We start from the raw sequence: 20,181 nt of genomic DNA, 5'->3' as shown, positions 1-20,181 counted from the left end.
CCGCATTTAACGAACTTTTAGAAACCTTGAAGCCGAAATTTAGCGGCTTGTTTGTGGGCGTGTATTATATTTATAATGTGATCTACATTCAAGGCGGATGGGAGCAAAAGATCAAGGATTTAAGCGATTACACGCTAGAAAAAAATAAGAAAGGAGAGTAAAATTTTAAATTGAGAAATTGATGAAGATTTATTTTGCACGAAATTTAGGGCAACGCTTCAAAAATGCGAAGAGAATGAGCATGATAAATAAATCACAGGACAAATTAAAACATGGTTTAAAAAAGTTCAAGAATCCTTTTAACAAAGAGGGCTTTAAAAGGGTTATAATTAACTCTCATTGAGTGTATGGGTGTGAGAAAAATAAGCCTCAAATCCGTTTAAATCTTGGATCGGTTCTCATCAAACATGAATGGCTAAAACTTTTTGGCTAACGCCAAGCTCTTTGCTATGGATTGTAAAAAATGTTTTTAGCATTTTTTAGATTTTATTACCCGTATTTGATGAGAGTCAAGCCTTTTTTATTTAAAAAGGGCTGTATCAATCACAAGGAAATGTAATCCACTTCTTTGGGTCTTTGATGGTTAGCGATGAGTTGCTTACAGGTCGCAACGCCTTCTGAAGTGCCAACCATTAATAGCTTGGATTCGCTTGCAATGATCGTTTCTCCATCGGGCATGGGGATGTATTTGCCATCTTTTTGAGTGATACCAATCACAAACGCTTTAGCGATCTCTCTAAAATGGGCTTCTTTTAATTTCCTTAACACAAGCCAGCTGGTTTTGGGGACAATCACTTCTTCTAAGTCTAAAAGCGTGTCTTTTTTATTGATAAAACGCTCTAAGATATTTTCCATATCCGGACGCACCGCCATCGCGCTCACTCTCTGTGCCATGAGTTTTGTAGGGGAAACCACCATATCAGCCCCTAATTTTTTAATTTTTCTAAGCCTTCATCGCTATGCGCGCTTGCAATGATGTAATAAGGTTTGCGCTTTAATTCCTTTTCAAACAAGCGCACGCTCACCATTAACGCCACATTCACTGGTAAAATCTTAGACAACGCCACAACGCCCCTAGCGCTGCTTAAGTGGGTTTTTAGCATGGCTAAATTGGTGTGCGGATCGCCTATGATGTAGTAGGGGTATTTGTGCTTAATGGCTTCTTCTTCAAAACTAGGGTCATTATCCACGACCACAAAGGGGATTTGAGCGGAGCGGAACTGCTTGCTCAATTCAATGGTGTATTCGTTGTGGTAACAAATCACGTAATGATCCTTAAGGCGTGCGATTTTATAAATCATACCTTTCTCCTTAATCAATCTGGTAAGCGTGCCTTTATTGACCACGCTAACTAAAATAGCCACGCTAAAGGCAATAATTCCTGCCCCAAAAAACATTAAAATGGAAGTTAAAAAAATACTTATAGGCCCAAACTGGCTTTCATTTAAAGCGCCAAACCCTGTAGCTGTCATGGTGTAAGTCGTTTGGAAGAAAGCTTGCATAAGGCTATAATTTTCTAGGGCGAAGTATCCCAGAGTGCCTAAAAGCACAAGCAATTGGATTAAAATAAGCGGGAGTCTAAAGACCTTAAATTGCTCATAGATTTCAGAATTTAAATTGACTTCTGGCTGATTTTCATCGTCTTTTTTGATTTTAAAAAATTTCAACTTTTCAAACAAAACCAATTCCTAGATCAAAATAAATCTTTTGAAAGCGTTCACCTCTAAATTTAATCAAAACGATAAACCTAATCTAGGCCGTGTTTTAATCTCAAAAAGAAGTTTAGTTTTAAGGGGAGTTTTAAAAAGGTTATCAAAAACACCAAAACCACCCCTACAATCAAAACGGACAGAAATTCTAAAAACTAAGCCCCTTTACGCATGGTTCTTAAAGTGGAAGCAGCCACTTTAATGCGTTTAGTCGTGCCGTCGTCTAATTGGATCTTAATCGATCGCAAGTTAGGGAGTAAGCGGCGTTTGTTTTTGTTGTTCGCATGACTGACATGATTGCCTACCATAGGCCCTTTAAAAGTTAAAGCACATCTTTTTGCCATTGTGTATCCTTAATTATTGAAATAAATTTGACATTATACTTAAAATAGCCTTTAAAAAGACTGATTTTAAGGCTAATTTTTAAATGGTTCGTTTAAGAACTACTTTTTTGAGGCATAGAACTTTTAAAGCCTTTCATTCTGTCAATAGCGTCTCGGTATTTGGCAATATTTTCTTCTGTAAGTTCCATTACAGCTTTTTTCATGACAACCGCATACATTCTGTTTAAGATCTTATGTATCGCATCTTCTTTATTCTTTTCCAAATCTTCATGGATAATGCTGTTTGAAGAATCAAACCCTCCAGAATTACTGTGTTTGTAAGTATAAGTCATTGCCTGAAAAGTCCCTACTTCCACAGCAAAATCATGGACTACACGATTGCTTTCTGGCTCATAAAAATTAAACCACACAGAGCCTGAGCTTTGATCCACTAGCGCGTCTAAATTAGGATCATTGGGATCTTTTACATTCATTTTCAAATCTTCTAAGATTCCTACCCACCCTTTCAAATCTAAAACGAAAATAATCTTTCTCTTATCTTGCGCATTTAAAGCTTTTTCATCTTGAAAACGCAACACTTGATAGCCTCTTTTTTCAAAAATAGTTTGGATTTGATTGACTAAAGCGTCTTGAAACTTATCAATATAGGGTTTTAGATTATCGCTCACTTGAATGCGTGGCGCTAAAATACCTACAACATGATGGTTTTGTGGGGCTTGAGCAATATGTATCGGATAATTAAAATCTAGCGGCGTAACATGTTCAGAGCTTGTTTGCATTCTTTCATGAGTTTGAGCTTGATTTTTGGCGTCATTTGATTTTTTTGTCTCAGCGCTTGGATTCATCGCGCAACCGATTAACACGCTTGAAAGCCCTAAAGCCACCAACATTTTAGAATAAACTCTAACTTTTTTAAAAATAAGCGAACGCTCCATAAAAGACTCCTAAAATAAAAATTGAAATTATAATTATACTATTTTTAAGTAAATCAATTTGCGCTACAATTATGCTTTTTCTAATCTATAAGCATGGCATGGCGATTTTACCACAAGGGATTTTATGCTCTATTCTTTATTATATGGCTATTTTAATATCAATCTTTTCCAGTATTTGACCTTTAGAGCAGGGTTAGGGTTTTTTATAGCCTTTTTCCTCACGCTTTTTTTAATGCCTAAATTCATTCTATGGGCCAAGGCCAAAAAGGCTAACCAGCCCATTTCAAGCTTTGTGCCAAGCCACCAGAATAAAAAGGATACCCCTACGATGGGGGGGATTGTGTTTGTTTTTGCAACCATTGTTGCGAGCGTGTTGTGCGCGTCTTTGGGTAATCTTTATATGCTGTTAGGGATAATCGTGTTAGTGGGCTTTAGTTTTGTGGGTTTTAGAGACGATTACACTAAAATCAACCAACAAAATAACGCCGGGATGAGTGCGAAAATGAAATTTGGCATGCTGTTTGTCCTTTCGCTTGGGGTGTCTGTTTTATTGAGCCTTAAGGGGTTAGACACTTTTTTATACGCGCCTTTTTTGAAAAACCCCTTGTTTGAAATGCCCACGATGTTAGCGGTTGGTTTTTGGGTGTTGGTTTTTTTATCTACGAGCAATGCGGTGAATTTAACCGACGGGTTAGACGGCTTAGCGAGCGTGCCTAGCATTTTCACCCTTTTAAGCCTTTCTATCTTTGTGTATGTGGCAGGGAATGCGGAATTTTCTAAATATTTGCTTTATCCTAAAGTCATAGATGTGGGGGAATTGTTTGTTGTCTCGCTGGCGTTAGTGGGATCGCTCTTTGGCTTTTTGTGGTATAACTGCAACCCGGCAAGCGTGTTTATGGGCGATAGCGGGAGTTTGGCTTTGGGGGGGTTTATCGCTTATAACGCTATTGTTTCGCATAATGAAATCTTACTCGTTTTAATGGGATCTATTTTTGTGGTAGAAACTTTGTCGGTGATCTTGCAAGTAGGGAGCTATAAAACCCGTAAAAAACGCCTTTTTTTAATGGCGCCCATCCATCATCATTTTGAACAAAAGGGTTGGGCAGAAAATAAGGTGATCGTGCGTTTTTGGATCATTTCAATGTTGAGTAATTTAGTCGCTCTTTTAAGCTTGAAGGTGCGTTAAAATGAAAATCTCTTTATTGGGGCATGGCAAAACCACTCTAGCCTTAGGGCGTTTTTTTAAAAAAAACCATAACGAAGTCAAATTTTTTGATGATAAATTCACTGCATTTTTTAAAGATAGAGAGGGTTTTCTTTGTTATCCCAGTAAGGATTTCAACCCTAATGATTCCCAATTAGAGGTAGTCAGCCCTGGCATTAGTTTCACGCACCCTTTAGTCATAAAAGCCAAGCATTTAGTGAGCGAATACGATTATATTAATAGCTTGTTTGATTTGGTTTTCACGCCTACTATAATCAGTATTAGCGGCACTAACGGGAAAACCACCACGACCGAAATGCTCACCATGCTTTTAGAAGATTTTAAGGCTGTGAGTGGGGGGAATATCGGCACGCCCTTGATTGAATTGTTTGAAAAACAATCGCCCTTGTGGGTGTTAGAAACAAGCTCATTTTCTTTGCATTACACTAACAAGGCTTACCCTTTAATCTACTTGCTCATCAATGTGGAAGCTGATCATTTGACTTGGCATTGCAATTTTGAAAATTATTTGAACGCTAAACTCAAGGTTTTATCGTTGATGCCTAAAACTTCGCTCGCTATCCTCCCTTTAAAATTCAAAGAACACCCCATTATTCAAAACTCGCAAGCGCAAAAAATCTTTTTTGACAAAAGCGAAGAGGTTTTAGAGTGTTTAAAAATCCCTTCTAACGCTCTTTTTTTTAAGGGAGCGTTTTTATTGGATGCTGCCTTAGCCCTTTTAATTTATGAGCAATTTTTAAAAATAAAGAATTTAAAATGGCAAGATTATAGAGAAAACGCCCTTAAAAGACTGAACGCTTTTAAAATCGGCTCGCATAAAATGGAAGAATTTAGGGATAAAGAAGGGCGTTTGTGGGTAGATGACAGCAAGGCCACGAACATTGATGCCACCTTGCAAGCTCTAAAAACCTTTAAAAACCAAAAAATCCATTTGATTTTAGGGGGCGATATTAAAGGGGTCAATTTAACCCCCCTTTTTGAAGAGTTTAAAAACTATAAAATAAGCCTTTATGCCATAGGATCAAGCGCTTCTATCATCCAAGCTTTAGCGTTAGAATTTAATGTTTCTTGTCAGGTTTGTTTGGAGTTAGAAAAAGCGGTTCAAGAAATTAAAAGCGTTTTATTGCAAAATGAAGTCGCTTTGCTTTCACCCAGTGCGGCCAGTTTGGATCAATTTTCTTCGTATAAAGAAAGGGGTGAAAAATTTAAAGCGTTTGTTTTAAAAGATTAAAGCGCATGCGCCACGACTTCTAATTGTGAAATTTTTTGAAAAACCTCGTTCCGTTCTGCTTCGTTTGAAACTTCCATAGAAACATTAAAGCTATAAAATTTAGCGTTTTTAGAAGTGTTTTTAAATTCCAATTTAAAGGGGCGTTGGTAGGTTTCTAAAAGCTCTTTTAATGTGCTTGTATCTTTAGTGGTCATAATCACCCTATAATCCCAAACGCAAGGGTAAATAATGGTGGGTTTTTCTGAATCAGACGGCACTAAGAAGCTCCTTAAACAATTTAGGAATGGCAATAGGGCTGTATGTAGAGCGGTTGACAAAGCCAAACTTGATTTCTGAAGCAAAGACTTTAAAAGGCTTCATAGGCTCTAAAGAAGCGTTTTGGATACAATAAATTTCTTGAAAAAGCACCACAAAAACCTTTCTTAATTCTTTAATTTGCGTTCTTATTTCTAAGACCTGGCCAAGGCTTGCGGGGGTGAAAAAATCCGCTTTGATAGAGCGGATAACAAACACGCCTTCTTCATTTTCGGGCAAGACATTTTGTTTAAAAAAAAACTCGCTCCTAGCCCTTTCGCAATATTTCAAATAATTCGCATGATAGACCACGCCTTCAGAGTCGGTATCTTCGTAATATACCCTACAGCGCATTAATTCCCCTTACTTAAATAATGAAATTTTCTTAAAATTATACAATATGTAACTTAACTATAGTATAATCTAGGGGCGTTGCTTTATGTTTTTTAGGTATTTTTGAAGTGGGTTTTTTCTTAAATCTTAAGATCTTTAAAGATTTCAAAAAACTAATACAGCAATAGTTGGGCGATTAAGGACATCGCTCTTTAATTTTAATCATTTACAAGGAGTTTGGTAGTTAAGAATGGGTAATCATTTTTCTAAATTAGGATTTGTTTTAGCGGCGTTAGGGAGTGCGATAGGTTTAGGGCATATTTGGCGTTTTCCTTACATGACTGGGGTGAGTGGTGGGGGTGCTTTTGTTTTATTGTTTTTATTTTTATCTTTAAGCGTTGGCGCGGCGATGTTTATCGCTGAAATGCTATTAGGACAAAGCACGCAAAAAAATGTAATAGAAGCTTTTAAAGAGCTTGACCTTAACCCCAAAAAACGCTGGAGATACGCAGGGCTTTTGCTTATTTCTGGGCCATTAATACTGACTTTTTATGGCACTATTTTAGGTTGGGTGCTTTATTATTTGGTGAGTATTAGTTTTAATTTGCCTAATAATATCCAAGAATCTGAACAAATTTTTACTCAAACTTTGCAGTCTATAGGGTTACAATCCATAGGGCTTTTTAGCGTTTTATTCATAACCGGATGGATTGTTTCTAGAGGGATTAAAGAAGGGATTGAAAAACTCAATCTAGTCTTAATGCCCTTACTCTTTGCCACTTTTTTTGGTTTGCTTTTCTATGCGATGAGCATGGATTCTTTTTCTAAAGCTTTCCATTTCATGTTTGATTTCAAACCAAAAGATTTGACTTCTCAAGTGTTCACTTATTCCTTGGGGCAGGTTTTCTTTTCTTTAAGCATCGGTTTAGGGATCAATATCACTTATGCTGCGGTTACGGATAAAACGCAGAATTTGCTTAAAAGCACTATTTGGGTGGTTTTATCAGGGATTTTGATTTCTCTTGTGGCAGGGCTTATGATTTTCACTTTTGTGTTTGAATATGGGGCGAATGTCTCACAAGGCACAGGGTTAATCTTCACTTCTTTACCGGTGGTTTTTGGCCAAATGGGAGCGATAGGCGTTCTTGTTTCAATTCTTTTTTTGCTCGCGCTCGCTTTTGCTGGCATCACTTCTACGGTGGCTTTATTAGAGCCAAGCGTGATGTATCTTACCGAAAAGTATCAATACTCTCGTTTTAAGGTTACTTGGGGTCTTGTAGCGCTAATTTTTATCGTAGGCGTGGTGTTGATTTTCTCGCTCCACAAGGATTATAAAGACTATCTCACTTTCTTTGAAAAAAGTCTTTTTGATTGGTTGGATTTTGCATCAAGCACCATTATCATGCCTTTAGGCGGGATGGCAACCTTTATTTTTATGGGCTGGGTTTTGAAAAAAGAAAAATTGCGTCTTTTGAGCACACACTTTTTAGGCCCTAAATTGTTTGCAACTTGGTATTTCTTGCTTAAATACATCACCCCTTTAATTGTGTTTTCTATTTGGTTGAGCAAGATTTATTAAAATATTTGGCATGGGAAAATTTTCTAAATTAGGCTTTATTTTAGCCACTTTGGGTAGCTCTATCGGTTTAGGGCATATTTGGCGCTTTCCTTATATGGTAGGTCATAATGGGGGGAGCGCGTTTGTGCTTTTATATCTGGTGCTAACCTTGAGTTTAGGCATTGCTATGCTTTTAGTGGAAATGCTGATTGGGAATTTGGGTAAAAAAGATGTTGTTTCTAATTATCAAATACTAGATCCTAAAAGGAAAAAATATTACCCTTTCACTTCTTTTTTTATTTTAGGCGGTCCTCTCATTTTATCCTTTTATGCGGTGGTGTTAGGCTGGGTGCTCTACTATCTCTTTGTAGTAACTTTTGATTTGCCTAAAGATTTAGAGCAAGCTAAAATGCAATTTAGCATGCTCCAAAATGGCAGTTTGATCTGGCCTGTTATTGGCTTTAGCGCATGCTTATTGCCGACAATATGGTTTGTTTCTAGGGGGATTGAAGAAGGGATTGAAAAATTAAATGTCGTGCTTATGCCCTTATTGTTTGTGATTTTCATAGGGCTTTTAATCTATGCGATGACTTTAGAAAGCATGCCTAAAGCTTTGCACTTTTTGTTTAATTTTGAGATTCAAAAGATTGATTTTAAGGTTGTTATGGACGCTTTGGGGCAGATGTTCTTTTCTTTGAGTTTAGGGGTAGGCACGATTATTACTTATTCAGCTTTCACGCCCAAAAGAGAAAACCTATTCAAAAGCTCTCTATTTATTGTATTACCGGGTATTTTAATCTCTCTCATTGCCGGGGTGATGATTTTTACCTTTGTGTTTGAATACCATGCAGATGTGTCTCAAGGGCCAGGGCTTGTTTTTATTTCCTTACCTTTGACTTTCGCTAAAATGGGAATCAGTGGGCAGATCGTTTCGCTCTTTTTCTTTATGGCGCTTGTTTTTGCCGGGATCACTTCTACGGTTTCTTTAGTAGAGCCTTTAGCGCTTTACTTAATCAATCGTTTTAATTTTTCGCGCCTTCAAGCGTCGCTATGGATAGGGGTTGTTGTGTATGTTTTAGGCGTTTTAGTTATTCTTTCTATGAATGAACGATACGCTAAGTTTTTGAGTTTTGCTCATAAGAGCGTGTTTGGGTGGCTGGATTTCATCACTTCTTCATTTTTAATGCCTTTGGGAGGCTTGTTTTCAGTCTTGTTTGTGGGGTGGATTTTAAATAAAAAGCGTTCTTTTTTAGCCACGAAGCATTTTTTTAAGAAAAGCGTTTTCAAAGCATGGCATTTTAGCGTTCGTTTTATCGCGCCTGTAGTGATTTTAGCGATTTTTATCCTGCAATTTAAGTAAAATAAGAAGACTTAATGAAAAGCAAATTTTTGCTCTTTATGATCTTTATAGTTTGTCAACTAGAAGGCAAAAAATTTTCACAAGATAATTTTAAGGTGGATTACAACTATTATTTGCGCAAACAGGATTTGCATATAGTTAAAACGCAAAACGATTTGTCCAATACCTGGTATCTTGCCCCACAAAAAGCCCCCAAAGAACATTCTTGGGTGGATTTTGCTAAAAAATACTTAAACATGATGGATTATCTAGGCACTTACTTTTTGCCATTTTACCATAGTTTCACCCCCATTTTTCAATGGTATCATCCTAATATCAACCCGTACCAACGCAATGAGTTTAAATTCCAAATCAGTTTTAGAGTGCCTGTGTTTAGGCATATTCTTTGGACTAAAGGCACGCTTTATTTGGCTTATACCCAAACCAACTGGTTTCAAATTTATAACGACCCTCAATCCGCTCCCATGCGAATGATCAATTTCATGCCTGAACTCATTTATGTTTATCCTATCAATTTCAAACCTTTTGGGGGTAAAATAGGAAACTTTTCTGAAATTTGGATAGGCTGGCAGCACATTTCTAATGGCGTGGGGGGCGCGCAATGTTATCAGCCTTTTAAAGACGGCAATCCTGAAAACCAATTTCCAGGAGGGCCTGTCATCGTTAAAGATTATAACGGGCAAAAAGATGTGCGCTGGGGAGGTTGCCGTTCTGTGAGCGCGGGGCAACGCCCTGTGTTTCGTTTGGTGTGGGAAAAGGGAGGCCTAAAAATCATGGTTGCTTATTGGCCTTATGTCCCTTATGATCAATCCAACCCTAATTTGATTGATTACATGGGTTATGGTAACGCTAAAATAGATTACAGGAGAGGGCGCCACCATTTTGAATTGCAACTTTATGATATTTTCACACAATACTGGCGCTATGATCGCTGGCATGGCGCTTTCCGCTTAGGCTATACCTACCGCATTAACCCTTTTGTAGGGATTTATGCGCAGTGGTTTAACGGCTATGGCGATGGTTTGTATGAATACGATGTTTTTTCTAATCGTATAGGGGTAGGAATACGCTTGAACCCTTAAAAAAGCGTTATTTTATGCTATAATAGGGGTAAAAATTCAAGGGAATTACTTAGCCATGAAAATCAGTGTTAGTAAAAACGATTTAGAAAATACTTTGCGCTACTTGCAAGCTTTTTTGGATAAAAAGGACGCTTCTTCTATCGCTTCACACATCCATTTAGAGGTCATTCAAGAAAAGCTTTTTTTGAAAGCCAGCGATTCAGACATCGGGCTAAAAAGCTATGTCTCTACGCAATCTACGGATAAAGAGGGCGTTGGCACGATTAATGGGAAGAAGTTTTTGGACATTATCTCATGCTTAAAAGACTCTAATATTACTTTAGAGACTAAAGAAGACAGCCTGGTGATCAAACAAAATAAAAGCTCTTTCAAACTCCCCATGTTTGACGCTGACGAGTTTCCTGAATTTCCTGTTATAGATCCCAAAGTGAGTTTAGAAGTGAATGCTCCCTTTTTAGTGGATGCGTTTAAAAAAATCGCCCCTGTGGTGGAACAAACCAGCCATAAAAGAGAATTAGCCGGCGTTTTAATGCAATTTGACAAAACCCATCAAACCCTTTCAGTGGTAGGCACGGACACTAAAAGACTTTCTTATACGCAGTTAAAAAACATCTCTATCCATTCCACTGAAGAAGACATTTCTTGCATTTTGCCTAAACGGGCTTTATTGGAAATCCTTAAACTTTTTTATGAGAATTTTAGTTTTAAAAGCGATGGCATGTTAGCGGTCATTGAAAACGAAACGCACACTTTTTTCACCAAGCTCATTGATGGGAATTACCCTGATTATCAAAAAATCCTCCCTAAAGAATACGCATCTTCTTTCACTTTGGGCAAGGAAGAATTTAAAGAGAGCATTAAGTTATGCAGTTCCTTAAGCTCTACGATTAAACTCACTTTAGAAAAAAACAACGCTTTGTTTGAATCTTTGGATTCTGAGCATAGCGAAACCGCTAAAACTTCTATTGAGATTGAAAAAGGTTTGGATATTGAAAAAGCCTTTCATTTGGGCGTGAACGCGAAATTTTTCCTTGAAGCCTTAAACGCTTTAGGGACAACGCAGTTTGTTTTACAATGCAATGAATCTTCATCGCCCTTTTTAATCCAAGAACCCCTTGATGAAAAGCAAAGCCACTTGAGTGCTAAAATTTCCACTTTGATGATGCCAATCACATTATAAAGGCTTGATTGAATGCAAAATTACCAGAGCCATAGTATTAAGGTTTTAAAAGGCTTAGAGGGGGTTAGGAAACGCCCTGGAATGTATATTGGCGACACCAATGTGGGTGGGTTGCACCACATGGTGTATGAAGTCGTGGATAACGCTGTAGATGAAAGCATGGCGGGTTTTTGCGATACTATCAATATCACTTTGACCGATGAAGGCTCATGCATTGTAGAAGATAACGGGCGAGGCATTCCTGTGGGTATCCACCCCACAGAAAAAATCCCCGCTTGCACCGTGGTTTTAACGATGTTGCATGCGGGGGGGAAGTTTGATAATGATACTTATAAGGTTTCAGGCGGGTTGCATGGCGTGGGCGTTTCGGTTGTGAATGCTTTGAGCAAACGCTTGATTATGACCATTAAAAAAGAGGGCCAAATCTATCGCCAAGAATTTGAAAAAGGCATCCCCATTAGCGAGCTTGAAATCATTGGCAAGACTAAAAATGCTAAAGAAAGCGGCACGACTATTGAATTTTTCCCCGATGAAAGCGTGATGGAGGTCGTTGAATTTCAAGCGGGTATTTTGCAAAAACGCTTCAAAGAAATGGCGTATCTTAACGATGGCTTAAAAATTGCTTTCAAAGAAGAAAAAACCCAATTGCAAGAGACTTATTTCTATGAAGACGGCTTGAAACAATTCGTTAAAGACAGCGCTAAAAAAGAATTGCTCACTCCCATTATTTCGTTTAAAAGCATGGATGAAGAAACGCGCACTTCCATAGAGGTCGCTTTGGCGTATGCTGATGATTATAATGAAAACACTTTGAGCTTTGTGAATAATATTAAAACTTCTGAAGGCGGCACGCATGAGGCGGGCTTTAAAATGGGCTTGTCTAAAGCAATCTTGCAATATATTGACCATAACATTAAAACCAAAGAGTCGCGCCCCATTTCTGAAGACATTAAAGAGGGTTTAGTGGCTATTGTGAGCTTGAAAATGAGCGAGCCGTTATTTGAGGGGCAGACTAAATCCAAGCTTGGTAGCTCGTATGCACGCGCGTTAGTTTCAAAATTAGTCTATGATAAAATCCATCAATTTTTAGAAGAAAACCCTAATGAAGCTAAAATCATCGCCAATAAAGCCCTTTTAGCTGCAAAAGCTAGAGAAGCCAGCAAAAAAGCCAGGGAGCTTACCAGAAAAAAAGACAATTTGAGTGTCGGCACTTTGCCGGGAAAATTAGCCGATTGCCAGAGTAAAGATCCCTTAGAGAGTGAAATCTTTTTAGTGGAGGGCGATAGCGCGGGTGGGAGCGCTAAACAAGGGCGCGATAGAGTTTTTCAAGCGATTTTACCCTTAAAAGGTAAGATTTTAAATGTGGAAAAAAGCCATTTGTCAAAAATTTTAAAATCAGAAGAAATTAAAAACATGATCACGGCTTTTGGGTGTGGCATTCAAGAGAGTTTTGAGATAGAAAAATTGCGCTATCATAAAATCATTATCATGACCGATGCTGATGTGGATGGGAGCCATATCCAAACCTTGCTGATGACTTTTTTCTATCGTTATTTACGCCCGCTGATTGAACAAGGGCATGTTTATATCGCTCAAGCCCCTCTTTACAAATACAAGAAAGGCAAAACAGAAATCTATCTTAAAGACAGCGTCGCTTTGGATCATTTTTTAATTGAGCATGGCATCAATTCGGTGGATATTGAAGGGATTGGTAAGAACGATTTGATGAATTTGTTAAAAGTGGCACGCCATTACCGCTACGCGCTTTTGGAATTAGAAAAACGCTACAATTTGCTAGAAATTTTACGCTTTTTGATTGAAACTAAGGACGCTTTAAGCCTTGATATGAAAGTTTTAGAAAAAAGCATTTTAGAAAAATTAGAGGGCTTGAATTATCAGATCTTACGCTCTTTTGCTACTGAAGAAAGCTTGCATTTGCATGTGCAAACCCCTAAAGGCTTGGTGGAATTTAATTTAGATGACAACCTCTTTAAAGAAGTGTTGTTTGAAGAAGCGCATTACACTTATCAAAAGCTTATGGAGTATAATTTAGATTTCTTGGAAAATAAGGATATTTTGGCGTTTTTAGAAGAAGTGGAAAACCACGCTAAAAAGGGAGCGAATATCCAGCGCTATAAGGGGCTAGGCGAGATGAACCCTAATGATTTGTGGGAAACGACCATGCATAAAGAAAACCGCAGTCTCATCAAACTCAAGATTGAAGATTTAGAAAAAACCGATGCAGTCTTTTCGCTTTGCATGGGCGATGAAGTGGAGCCTAGAAGAGCCTTTATCCAAGCGCATGCTAAAGACGTGAAACAACTGGATGTGTGAGGGATCTTAATCACCACTCCTAAACATTTAACCAAGCAAGAGAGCGTGAATTTAGGGGCTTACTACACGCCATCTTATTTGGTGGATTGCGCTTACAGGCTTTTAAAAAAACATGCCAATATTGAAAACTACACGCTTTTAGATAGCGCTTGTGGTAATAAAGAATTTTTAAAACTCAAGCACCCTAGAAAAATAGGAGCGGATATTGACCCTAATTGCGATGCTTTAATGATAAACGCCCTAGTTAATCCTAAAAGAGAAAATTATGGTATCAGCCAAGATGAGCCTTTAATTATTGTGGGCAATCCCCCTTATAATGATAGAACTTCCTTTATTAAACAAGACATTAAAAACAAAGATTTTATTTTTGAGATAGACAATGACTTGAAAGCTAGGGATTTAGGGATAAGTTTTTTAAAATCTTTTGTGGCTTTAAAGCCGGCTTTTATTTGCGTGTTACACCCTTTATCTTACCTCATCAAAGAAGCTAATTTTAAACAATTAAAACTATTTAAGGATAACTACAGGCTTTTAGACGCTTTGGTTGTTTCTTCTAAATATTTCACTAAAAGCAACGAATTTCCTATTGTAATAGCCTTATATGAACAAGGGCGAATGGACTATGGATATATTAGGCGTTTTATTTTTCAAACTGATTGCGGCACGACGCTATGCTTAAACGATTTTGACTATATAGCCAATTATGTGGATAAATACCCTAACGCTAAAAAAGTTAGTGCATGCGTGGGCTATTTTTTCCCTATGCGAGACATCAACGCTCTTAAACGCAACAAGACTTTTTTAAACGCGCCAAGCACTAATGCGGTGTGTATCAGTCAAGATAAATTAATTTACTACCAATATATCCATTATTTTAAGGAAATCGCTCCTAAAATTCCTTATTATTTTGGCAATTTGGATATTATCATTGATCATTTCGCTTTTTTAGAAATGAAAGACGCTTTCTTAAAAGATAAAAGAGCGCGTTTAGAATATTTTAAAAAATTATTTCAAGGACACCCTTGTGAGTTTGATTAAGATTGATTATGATAAAAAAATGATTAAAATACCCATTCCTTTAACTTCAATTTCAGGCAAAGTGCGCGTGAAAACTAGACATGCCTTTAGCGATTATGGGGTATCAACAGCGACTAGAAAAATCCCTTTTAGTTTAAAGCATTATATAGAGTGGCAGATCGGTTATGATGTCCCCATCACAGACAGAGAAAAGTTTAAACTCACTACCTTAAAAGATGAGAAATACCATTTTTTAGGGGCTAATGGTAAAATAAAAACTCTTTATGAGTTGAGTGAAATGATTTATTATGCCAAACAATTGAATTTGATCGGTTTAAAAAATCTAGAAAATACTTTAGAATATTTAGAAAAACAAAAACAATTTATAGAAGATCATTTTATGATTACAAGAGAAAGATTTAGACCTCACCAATTTGGTGGCATGGATTTTGAACTTTCACGCATTTCTTACCCCTTACTTATTCGTTCTTTTAATGATAATCAGTTAAGTGAAATGGTTATCAGAGAACAACAATACGGCTCTAAAACCCAAGCCATGCTGTATTTTTGCTTTTCTATTTTAGAATTAAAAACTGCTACTCCTTTATTAAATAGGACGGCTACACTCAAAGAACATGCCCTTTTAGTTGTCAACCATAATAACGCTTCCATTTTTTTAGAAATGTTTAAAATTTTTGGACTTTTAAGTCAAGCGCACCATAATGATGTGTTAAAGATTTTAGAAAAAATACTTCAAAATTAACTGATAATACGGATTGATTAGAAAGGGAATGAATATCCAACGCTATAAAGGTCTAGGCGAGATAAAACCTTGTATGGGAAATAACCATGCATCAATACAATGCGCTTCATAAAGCTATAAAAACAAGGCTGGGCTTTAAACTTGTATCGTTTTTCTTTAATGGCTTATGTTATACTAATAAAATACAGATTCAATTGAAGGCATTAAACAACTGCATGGTATTTTTTCATAAGAAAATTATTTTAAATTTTATCTATTCTTTAATGGTTGCTTTTTTATTCCATTTATCCTATGGGGTTCTTTTAAAAGCCGATGAAATGGCTAAAAAGCAAACTTTATTGGTGGGTGAAAGGCTTGTGTGGGATAAGCTCACGCTGTTAGGGTTTTTAGAAAAAAACCATATCCCTCAAAAACTCTACTATAATTTGAGTTCTCAGGATAAAGAATTGAGCGCTGAAATCCAAAGCAATGTTACCTACTATACCTTAAGAGATGCTAACAACACGCTCATTCAAGCCCTTATCCCTATAAGCCAGGATTTGCAAATCCATATTTATAAAAAAGGGGAGGATTATTTTTTAGACTTTATCCCTATTATCTTCACTCGTAAAGAAAAAACTTTGCTTCTTTCTTTACAAACTTCGCCCTATCAAGATATTGTCAAAGCCACCAATGACCCCCTTTTAGCCAACCAATTGATGAATGCGTATAAAAAAAGCGTGCCTTTTAAACGCTTAGCAAAAAACGATAAAATCGCTATCGTTTATACAAGAGATTATCGTGTGGGGCAAGCGTTTGGCCAGCCGACCATTAAAATAGCCATGATTAGCTCTCGTTTGCACCAATACTATCTTTTTTCCCATTCAAACGGGCGTTATTACGATTCAAAAGCGCAAGAAGTGGCAGGGTTTTTACTAGAAACCCCGGTGAAATACACCCGCATTTCTTCGCCTTTTTCGTATGGGAGATTCCATCCTGTCTTAAAAGTCAAACGGCCTCATTACGGCGTGGATTATGCGGCTAAACATGGCAGTTTAATCCATTCTGCTTCAGATGGCCGTGTGGGTTTTATAGGGGTTAAGGCGGGGTATGGGAATGTGGTTGAAATCCATTTGAATGAATTGCGCTTGGTGTATGCTCACATGAGCATGTTTGCTAAGGGGTTAAAAAAAGGATCGTTCGTTAAAAAAGGGCAAATTATAGGAAGAGTGGGAAGCACCGGTTTAAGCACCGGGCCGCATTTGCATTTTGGCGTGTATAAAAACTCCCGCCCCATTAATCCTTTAGGCTATATCCGCACCGCTAAAAGCAAATTACACGGCAAGCAAAGAGAGGCTTTTTTAGAAAAAGCTCAGCATTCTAAGCAAAAATTAGAAGAACTTTTTAAAACCCATTCCTTTGAAAAAAATTCATTTTATCTTTTAGAGGGTTTTTAATGTCTTATTTTAAGAATGCTTTCAACCAAAAATCTTTAATAGATGATTCCAGTGTGTATTTAGAGCCTTGTTCTAGCTCTAATTTCATAGAATTAAAACGCATGCATTATAATGAAGAGAATACTAAGAAAACATGGGATATTATTAAGTCTTTAGACAGCGTGGCGGTTTTACTCTATGAAAAAGAATCCGATTGTTTTGTGATTGTGAAACAATTCCGCCCAGCCATTTATGCACGCCATTTTCATTTTAAGCACGATCAAGATCAAAATATTGACGGATACACTTATGAATTGTGTGCGGGGCTTGTGGATAAAGCTAATAAGAGTTTAGAAGAAATCGCTTGCGAAGAAGCGCTAGAAGAATGCGGTTATCAAATTAGCCCTAAAAATTTAGAAACCATAGGCCAATTTTATAGTGCGACTGGGTTGAGTGGGAGTTTGCAAACGCTCTATTACGCTGAAGTGCATAAGAATTTGAGGGTTTCAAAGGGTGGGGGGATTGATGCCGAAAAGATTGAAGTGCTGTTTTTAGAGCGATCAAAAGCTCTTGATTTTATAATGGATTTTCAATACGCTAAAACCACCGGATTGTCTTTAGCCATTTTGTGGCATTTAAAAAAGTTTAAAAATGTTTAAAAGGAATTGTATGTTAAGGCTTTTGATGGGACTTCTTTTAATGAGTTTTATAAGCTTGCAATCAGCCTCTTGGCAAGAACCCTTAAGAGTGAGTATAGAATTTGTGGATTTGCCTAAAAAAATCATTCGTTTTCCTGCTCATGATTTGCAAGTGGGGGAGTTTGGTTTTGTCGTTACTAAACTTTCAGATTATGAAATCGTTAATTCTGAAGTGGTCATTATTGCCGTTGAAAATGGCGTCGCAACGGCTAAATTCAGAGCGTTTGAGTCTATGAAACAAAGGCATTTACCCACTCCAAGAATGGTCGCTAGAAAGGGGGATTTAGTCTATTTTAGGCAATTCAACAACCAAGCGTTTTTAATCGCTCCTAATGATGAACTCTATGAGCAAATCAGAGCGACTAACACTGATATTAATTTTATTAGTTCTGATTTGTTGGTTACTTTTTTGAATGGGTTTGACCCAAAAATCGCTAATTTAAGGAAAGCGTGCAACGTTTATAGCGTGGGGGTGATTTATATTGTAACCACGAACACGCTCAATATTTTAAGCTGTGAGAGTTTTGAGATTTTAGAAAAAAGAGAGTTGGATACAAGCGGCGTTACTAAAACTTCTACGCCGTTTTTTTCTAGGGTTGAGGGCATTGATGCAGGCACGCTAGGGAAACTTTTTTCAGGCAGTCAATCTAAAAATTACTTCGCTTACTATGACGCTTTAGTGAAAAAAGAAAAACGCAAAGAAGTGAGGATTAAAAAGCAAGAAGAAAGGATTGATTCTAGAGAAATTAAACGAGAAATCAAGCAAGAGGCTATTAAAGAGCCTAAAAAAGCCAATCAAGGCACAGAAAACGCTCCCACTTTAGAAGAGAAAAACTACCAAAAAGCAGAGCGCAAACTTGACGCTAAAGAAGAAAGGCGCTATTTAAGAGATGAAAGGAAAAAAGCCAAAGCCACCAAAAAGGCTATGGGATTTGAAGAAAGAGAAAAAGAGCATGATGAAAGAGACGAGAGAGAGACTGAAGGAAGAAGAAAAGCTTTAGAAATGGATAAAGGCAATGAAAAAGTCAATACCAAAGAAAATGAGCAAGAAATCAAGCAAGAAGCCATTAAAGAGCCAAGTAATGGAAATAACGCCACCCAACAAGGCGAAAACAAAAACGCTTCTAAAGAGAACAACGCTTCTAAAGAAGAGAAAAAACCAAATTCTAAAGAAGAAAAACGCCGCTTGAAAGAAGAAAAGAAAAAAGCCAAAGCCGAACAAAGAGCGAGAGAATTTGAGCAAAGAGCGAGAGAGCATCAAGAAAGAGATGAAAAAGAACTTGAAGAGCGAAGAAAGGTGCTAGAAGCGGGTAAAAAATAACATGTTAGACCAACAACACCTCAAATACTTTAAAAACCTAGTAGGGGGAGAGGATTTTTTCACCGATTTAGCGCATTTGAACGCTTATTGCTATGACGCTACCAAAGAAAGGCATTTGCCTAGCGGCGTGATTTTCCCTAAAAACGAGCGAGAAATCAGCCAGATTTTAAAATACTGCAACGAGCATCGCATCATCGTTGTGCCTAGGGGGGCTGGGAGCGGTTTTACAGGGGGGGCGTTGAGCGTGAGCGGGGGGCTAGTTTTAAGCGTAGAAAAGCATTTGGATAAGATTTTAGAGATTGACACTAAAAATTTAATCGCTAGAGTAGAACCGGGCGTGATTAACAAGCATTTCCAAAACGAAGTGGAAAAATTGAATCTCTTCTATCCCCCAGATCCAGCGAGTGAAAATCAAAGCACTTTAGGGGGGAATGTCGCTGAAAATGCCGGTGGCATGCGCGCGGCTAAATACGGCATTACGAAAGACTATGTCATGGCTTTAAGAGTGGTTTTAGCGAATGGTGAAATCATAAGGGCAGGCAAAAAAACCATCAAAGATGTCGCCGGTTTTAATGTTGCAGGGCTGATGATCGCTAGTGAGGGGTGTTTGGGCGTGATTTCTGAAATCACTTTAAAGCTTTTAGCCAAACCGCCCCTAAAACAAAGCGCGATGGGGGTTTTTAACCATATTGAAGACGCCATGAACGCCGTTTATAAGACGATGAGCAGCGGCGTTACGCCTGTGGCGATGGAATTTTTGGATAATTTGAGTATCAAAGCGGTTGAAGAGAGATTTTCTAAAGGCTTACCCAAAGACGCTGGAGCGATACTCATCACTCAAGTGGATGGCGTGGTTAAAGAGCAGATTGCATGGCAACTCAATGAGATAGAAAAGCATTTCAAAGCCAATGGGTGCGTGGGTTTTAAGATCGCTCAAAACGAACAAGAAGAGCAGGATTTATGGTTTTCAAGGCGTAACGCTTCTCAAAGTATTAGCGTTTATGGTAAAAAGAAATTGAATGAAGACGTGACCGTTCCTAGGGCGAGTTTGCCGAGCTTGTTGCAAGAAGTCGCTAAAATCAGCCAAAAATACGGCTTTAAAATCCCTTGCTTTGGGCATACGGGCGATGGCAATGTGCATGTGAATATCATGCTAGAAGATCCTAAAAGGGATTTGGAAAAAGGGCATCAGGCTATGGAAGAGATTTTTCAGGCCGCTATTAGTTTGGAGGGGACTTTAAGCGGGGAGCATGGTATAGGCTTGTCTAAAGCTAAATTCATGCCTTTAGCGTTTAATCATAGTGAAATGGAGCTTTTTAGGAACATTAAAAAAGCCCTTGATCCTAATAATATTTTAAACCCTTTTAAAATGGGGCTATAAA

Annotated in this window: 17 protein-coding genes and 1 pseudogene; 13 read left to right on the top strand and 5 right to left on the bottom strand. The window is 37.7% G+C overall.

Annotated features, from left to right (window positions below; genetic code table 11):
* Positions 1 to 543: 543 nt before the first annotated feature.
* The 3 genes and pseudogenes from QT74_RS02215 to QT74_RS02205 all read right to left on the bottom strand — a co-directional run bounded on the left by QT74_RS02215 (position 544) and on the right by QT74_RS02205 (position 2,988).
* Positions 544 to 1,679 (bottom strand): annotated as a pseudogene (locus QT74_RS02215) (potassium channel family protein).
* 185 nt (positions 1,680 to 1,864) lie between these two features.
* A complete protein-coding gene (gene rpmB, locus QT74_RS02210; RefSeq protein ID WP_001119000.1) occupies positions 1,865 to 2,053 on the bottom strand; it encodes a 50S ribosomal protein L28 in 189 nt (62 codons plus the stop codon).
* Positions 2,054 to 2,145: 92 nt separating this feature from the next.
* The gene (locus QT74_RS02205; RefSeq protein ID WP_033764311.1) at positions 2,146 to 2,988 is read right to left on the bottom strand and encodes an HpaA family protein; all 843 of its coding nucleotides are present in this window, start codon (positions 2,986 to 2,988) and stop codon (positions 2,146 to 2,148) included.
* A 124-nt stretch (positions 2,989 to 3,112) separates the two neighbouring features.
* Between QT74_RS02205 and mraY the strand changes: the two genes are divergently transcribed.
* Both mraY and murD read left to right on the top strand, forming a co-directional pair.
* A complete protein-coding gene (gene mraY, locus QT74_RS02200) occupies positions 3,113 to 4,174 on the top strand; it encodes a phospho-N-acetylmuramoyl-pentapeptide-transferase (RefSeq protein ID WP_033764309.1) in 1,062 nt (353 codons plus the stop codon).
* A gap of 1 nt (position 4,175) precedes the next feature.
* Complete coding sequence (murD, locus tag QT74_RS02195; RefSeq protein WP_033764307.1) at positions 4,176 to 5,444, top strand: UDP-N-acetylmuramoyl-L-alanine--D-glutamate ligase; 1,269 nt, start codon at positions 4,176 to 4,178, stop codon at positions 5,442 to 5,444.
* Here the strand turns inward: murD and QT74_RS02190 are convergent.
* Both QT74_RS02190 and ybgC read right to left on the bottom strand, forming a co-directional pair.
* A complete protein-coding gene (locus tag QT74_RS02190) occupies positions 5,441 to 5,701 on the bottom strand; it encodes an HP0495 family protein (RefSeq protein WP_033764306.1) in 261 nt (86 codons plus the stop codon). The two genes, murD and QT74_RS02190, sit on opposite strands and share 4 nt — an antisense overlap.
* Positions 5,691 to 6,092 carry an acyl-CoA thioesterase YbgC gene (gene ybgC / locus QT74_RS02185; protein WP_001203800.1) on the bottom strand — a complete coding sequence of 134 codons (402 nt, stop codon included), beginning with the start codon at positions 6,090 to 6,092 and terminating at the stop codon, positions 5,691 to 5,693. Before ybgC ends, QT74_RS02190 begins: the two co-directional genes overlap by 11 nt.
* Positions 6,093 to 6,321: 229 nt before the next feature.
* On the opposite strand from ybgC, the gene QT74_RS02180 reads away from it, so the two are divergent.
* The 11 genes from QT74_RS02180 (at position 6,322) to glcD (ending at position 20,180) form a co-directional block, all read left to right on the top strand.
* Complete coding sequence (locus QT74_RS02180; RefSeq protein WP_033764304.1) at positions 6,322 to 7,650, top strand: sodium-dependent transporter; 1,329 nt, start codon at positions 6,322 to 6,324, stop codon at positions 7,648 to 7,650.
* Between the two features lie 10 nt (positions 7,651 to 7,660).
* On the top strand, positions 7,661 to 8,989 hold the full coding sequence (locus QT74_RS02175; RefSeq protein ID WP_033764303.1) for a sodium-dependent transporter: 1,329 nt from the start codon (positions 7,661 to 7,663) through the stop codon (positions 8,987 to 8,989).
* A 14-nt stretch (positions 8,990 to 9,003) separates the two neighbouring features.
* Positions 9,004 to 10,071, top strand: a complete 1,068-nt coding sequence (locus QT74_RS02170) for a phospholipase A (RefSeq protein WP_033764301.1) — start codon at positions 9,004 to 9,006, stop codon at positions 10,069 to 10,071.
* A gap of 55 nt (positions 10,072 to 10,126) precedes the next feature.
* Positions 10,127 to 11,251 (top strand): DNA polymerase III subunit beta, encoded by a 1,125-nt coding sequence (dnaN, locus tag QT74_RS02165; protein ID WP_033764300.1) that lies wholly within the window; start codon positions 10,127 to 10,129, stop codon positions 11,249 to 11,251.
* A gap of 12 nt (positions 11,252 to 11,263) precedes the next feature.
* Entirely contained in the window at positions 11,264 to 13,585 is a 2,322-nt protein-coding gene (gene gyrB, locus QT74_RS02160; protein WP_033764299.1) for a DNA topoisomerase (ATP-hydrolyzing) subunit B, read from the top strand.
* A gap of 45 nt (positions 13,586 to 13,630) precedes the next feature.
* Positions 13,631 to 14,623 (top strand): hypothetical protein, encoded by a 993-nt coding sequence (locus QT74_RS02155; RefSeq protein WP_033764298.1) that lies wholly within the window; start codon positions 13,631 to 13,633, stop codon positions 14,621 to 14,623.
* Positions 14,610 to 15,365: a R.Pab1 family restriction endonuclease gene (locus tag QT74_RS02150; RefSeq protein WP_033764297.1), complete on the top strand. Its 756-nt coding sequence runs from the start codon at positions 14,610 to 14,612 to the stop codon at positions 15,363 to 15,365. The genes QT74_RS02155 and QT74_RS02150 overlap by 14 nt, the downstream gene beginning before the upstream one ends.
* A 215-nt stretch (positions 15,366 to 15,580) precedes the next feature.
* Positions 15,581 to 16,801, top strand: a complete 1,221-nt coding sequence (gene csd3 / locus QT74_RS02145; RefSeq protein WP_033764295.1) for a peptidoglycan DD-metalloendopeptidase Csd3 — start codon at positions 15,581 to 15,583, stop codon at positions 16,799 to 16,801.
* Positions 16,801 to 17,439, top strand: coding sequence for an NUDIX hydrolase (locus QT74_RS02140; RefSeq protein WP_033764293.1), 639 nt, complete (start codon positions 16,801 to 16,803; stop codon positions 17,437 to 17,439). Before csd3 ends, QT74_RS02140 begins: the two co-directional genes overlap by 1 nt.
* Positions 17,440 to 17,449: 10 nt before the next feature.
* Entirely contained in the window at positions 17,450 to 18,799 is a 1,350-nt protein-coding gene (pgbA, locus tag QT74_RS02135; RefSeq protein WP_033741663.1) for a plasminogen-binding protein PgbA, read from the top strand.
* Position 18,800: 1 nt separating this feature from the next.
* Complete coding sequence (glcD, locus tag QT74_RS02130; RefSeq protein ID WP_033741665.1) at positions 18,801 to 20,180, top strand: glycolate oxidase subunit GlcD; 1,380 nt, start codon at positions 18,801 to 18,803, stop codon at positions 20,178 to 20,180.
* Position 20,181: the final 1 nt, after the last annotated feature.

The sequence above is a fragment of the Helicobacter pylori SA213A genome (assembly GCF_000476275.1).
Taxonomy (GTDB): Bacteria; Campylobacterota; Campylobacteria; order Campylobacterales; family Helicobacteraceae; genus Helicobacter; species Helicobacter pylori_CL.
The sequence above is the reverse complement of the archived record's forward strand: the minus strand, read 5'-3'. Positions and strand labels throughout refer to the sequence as shown.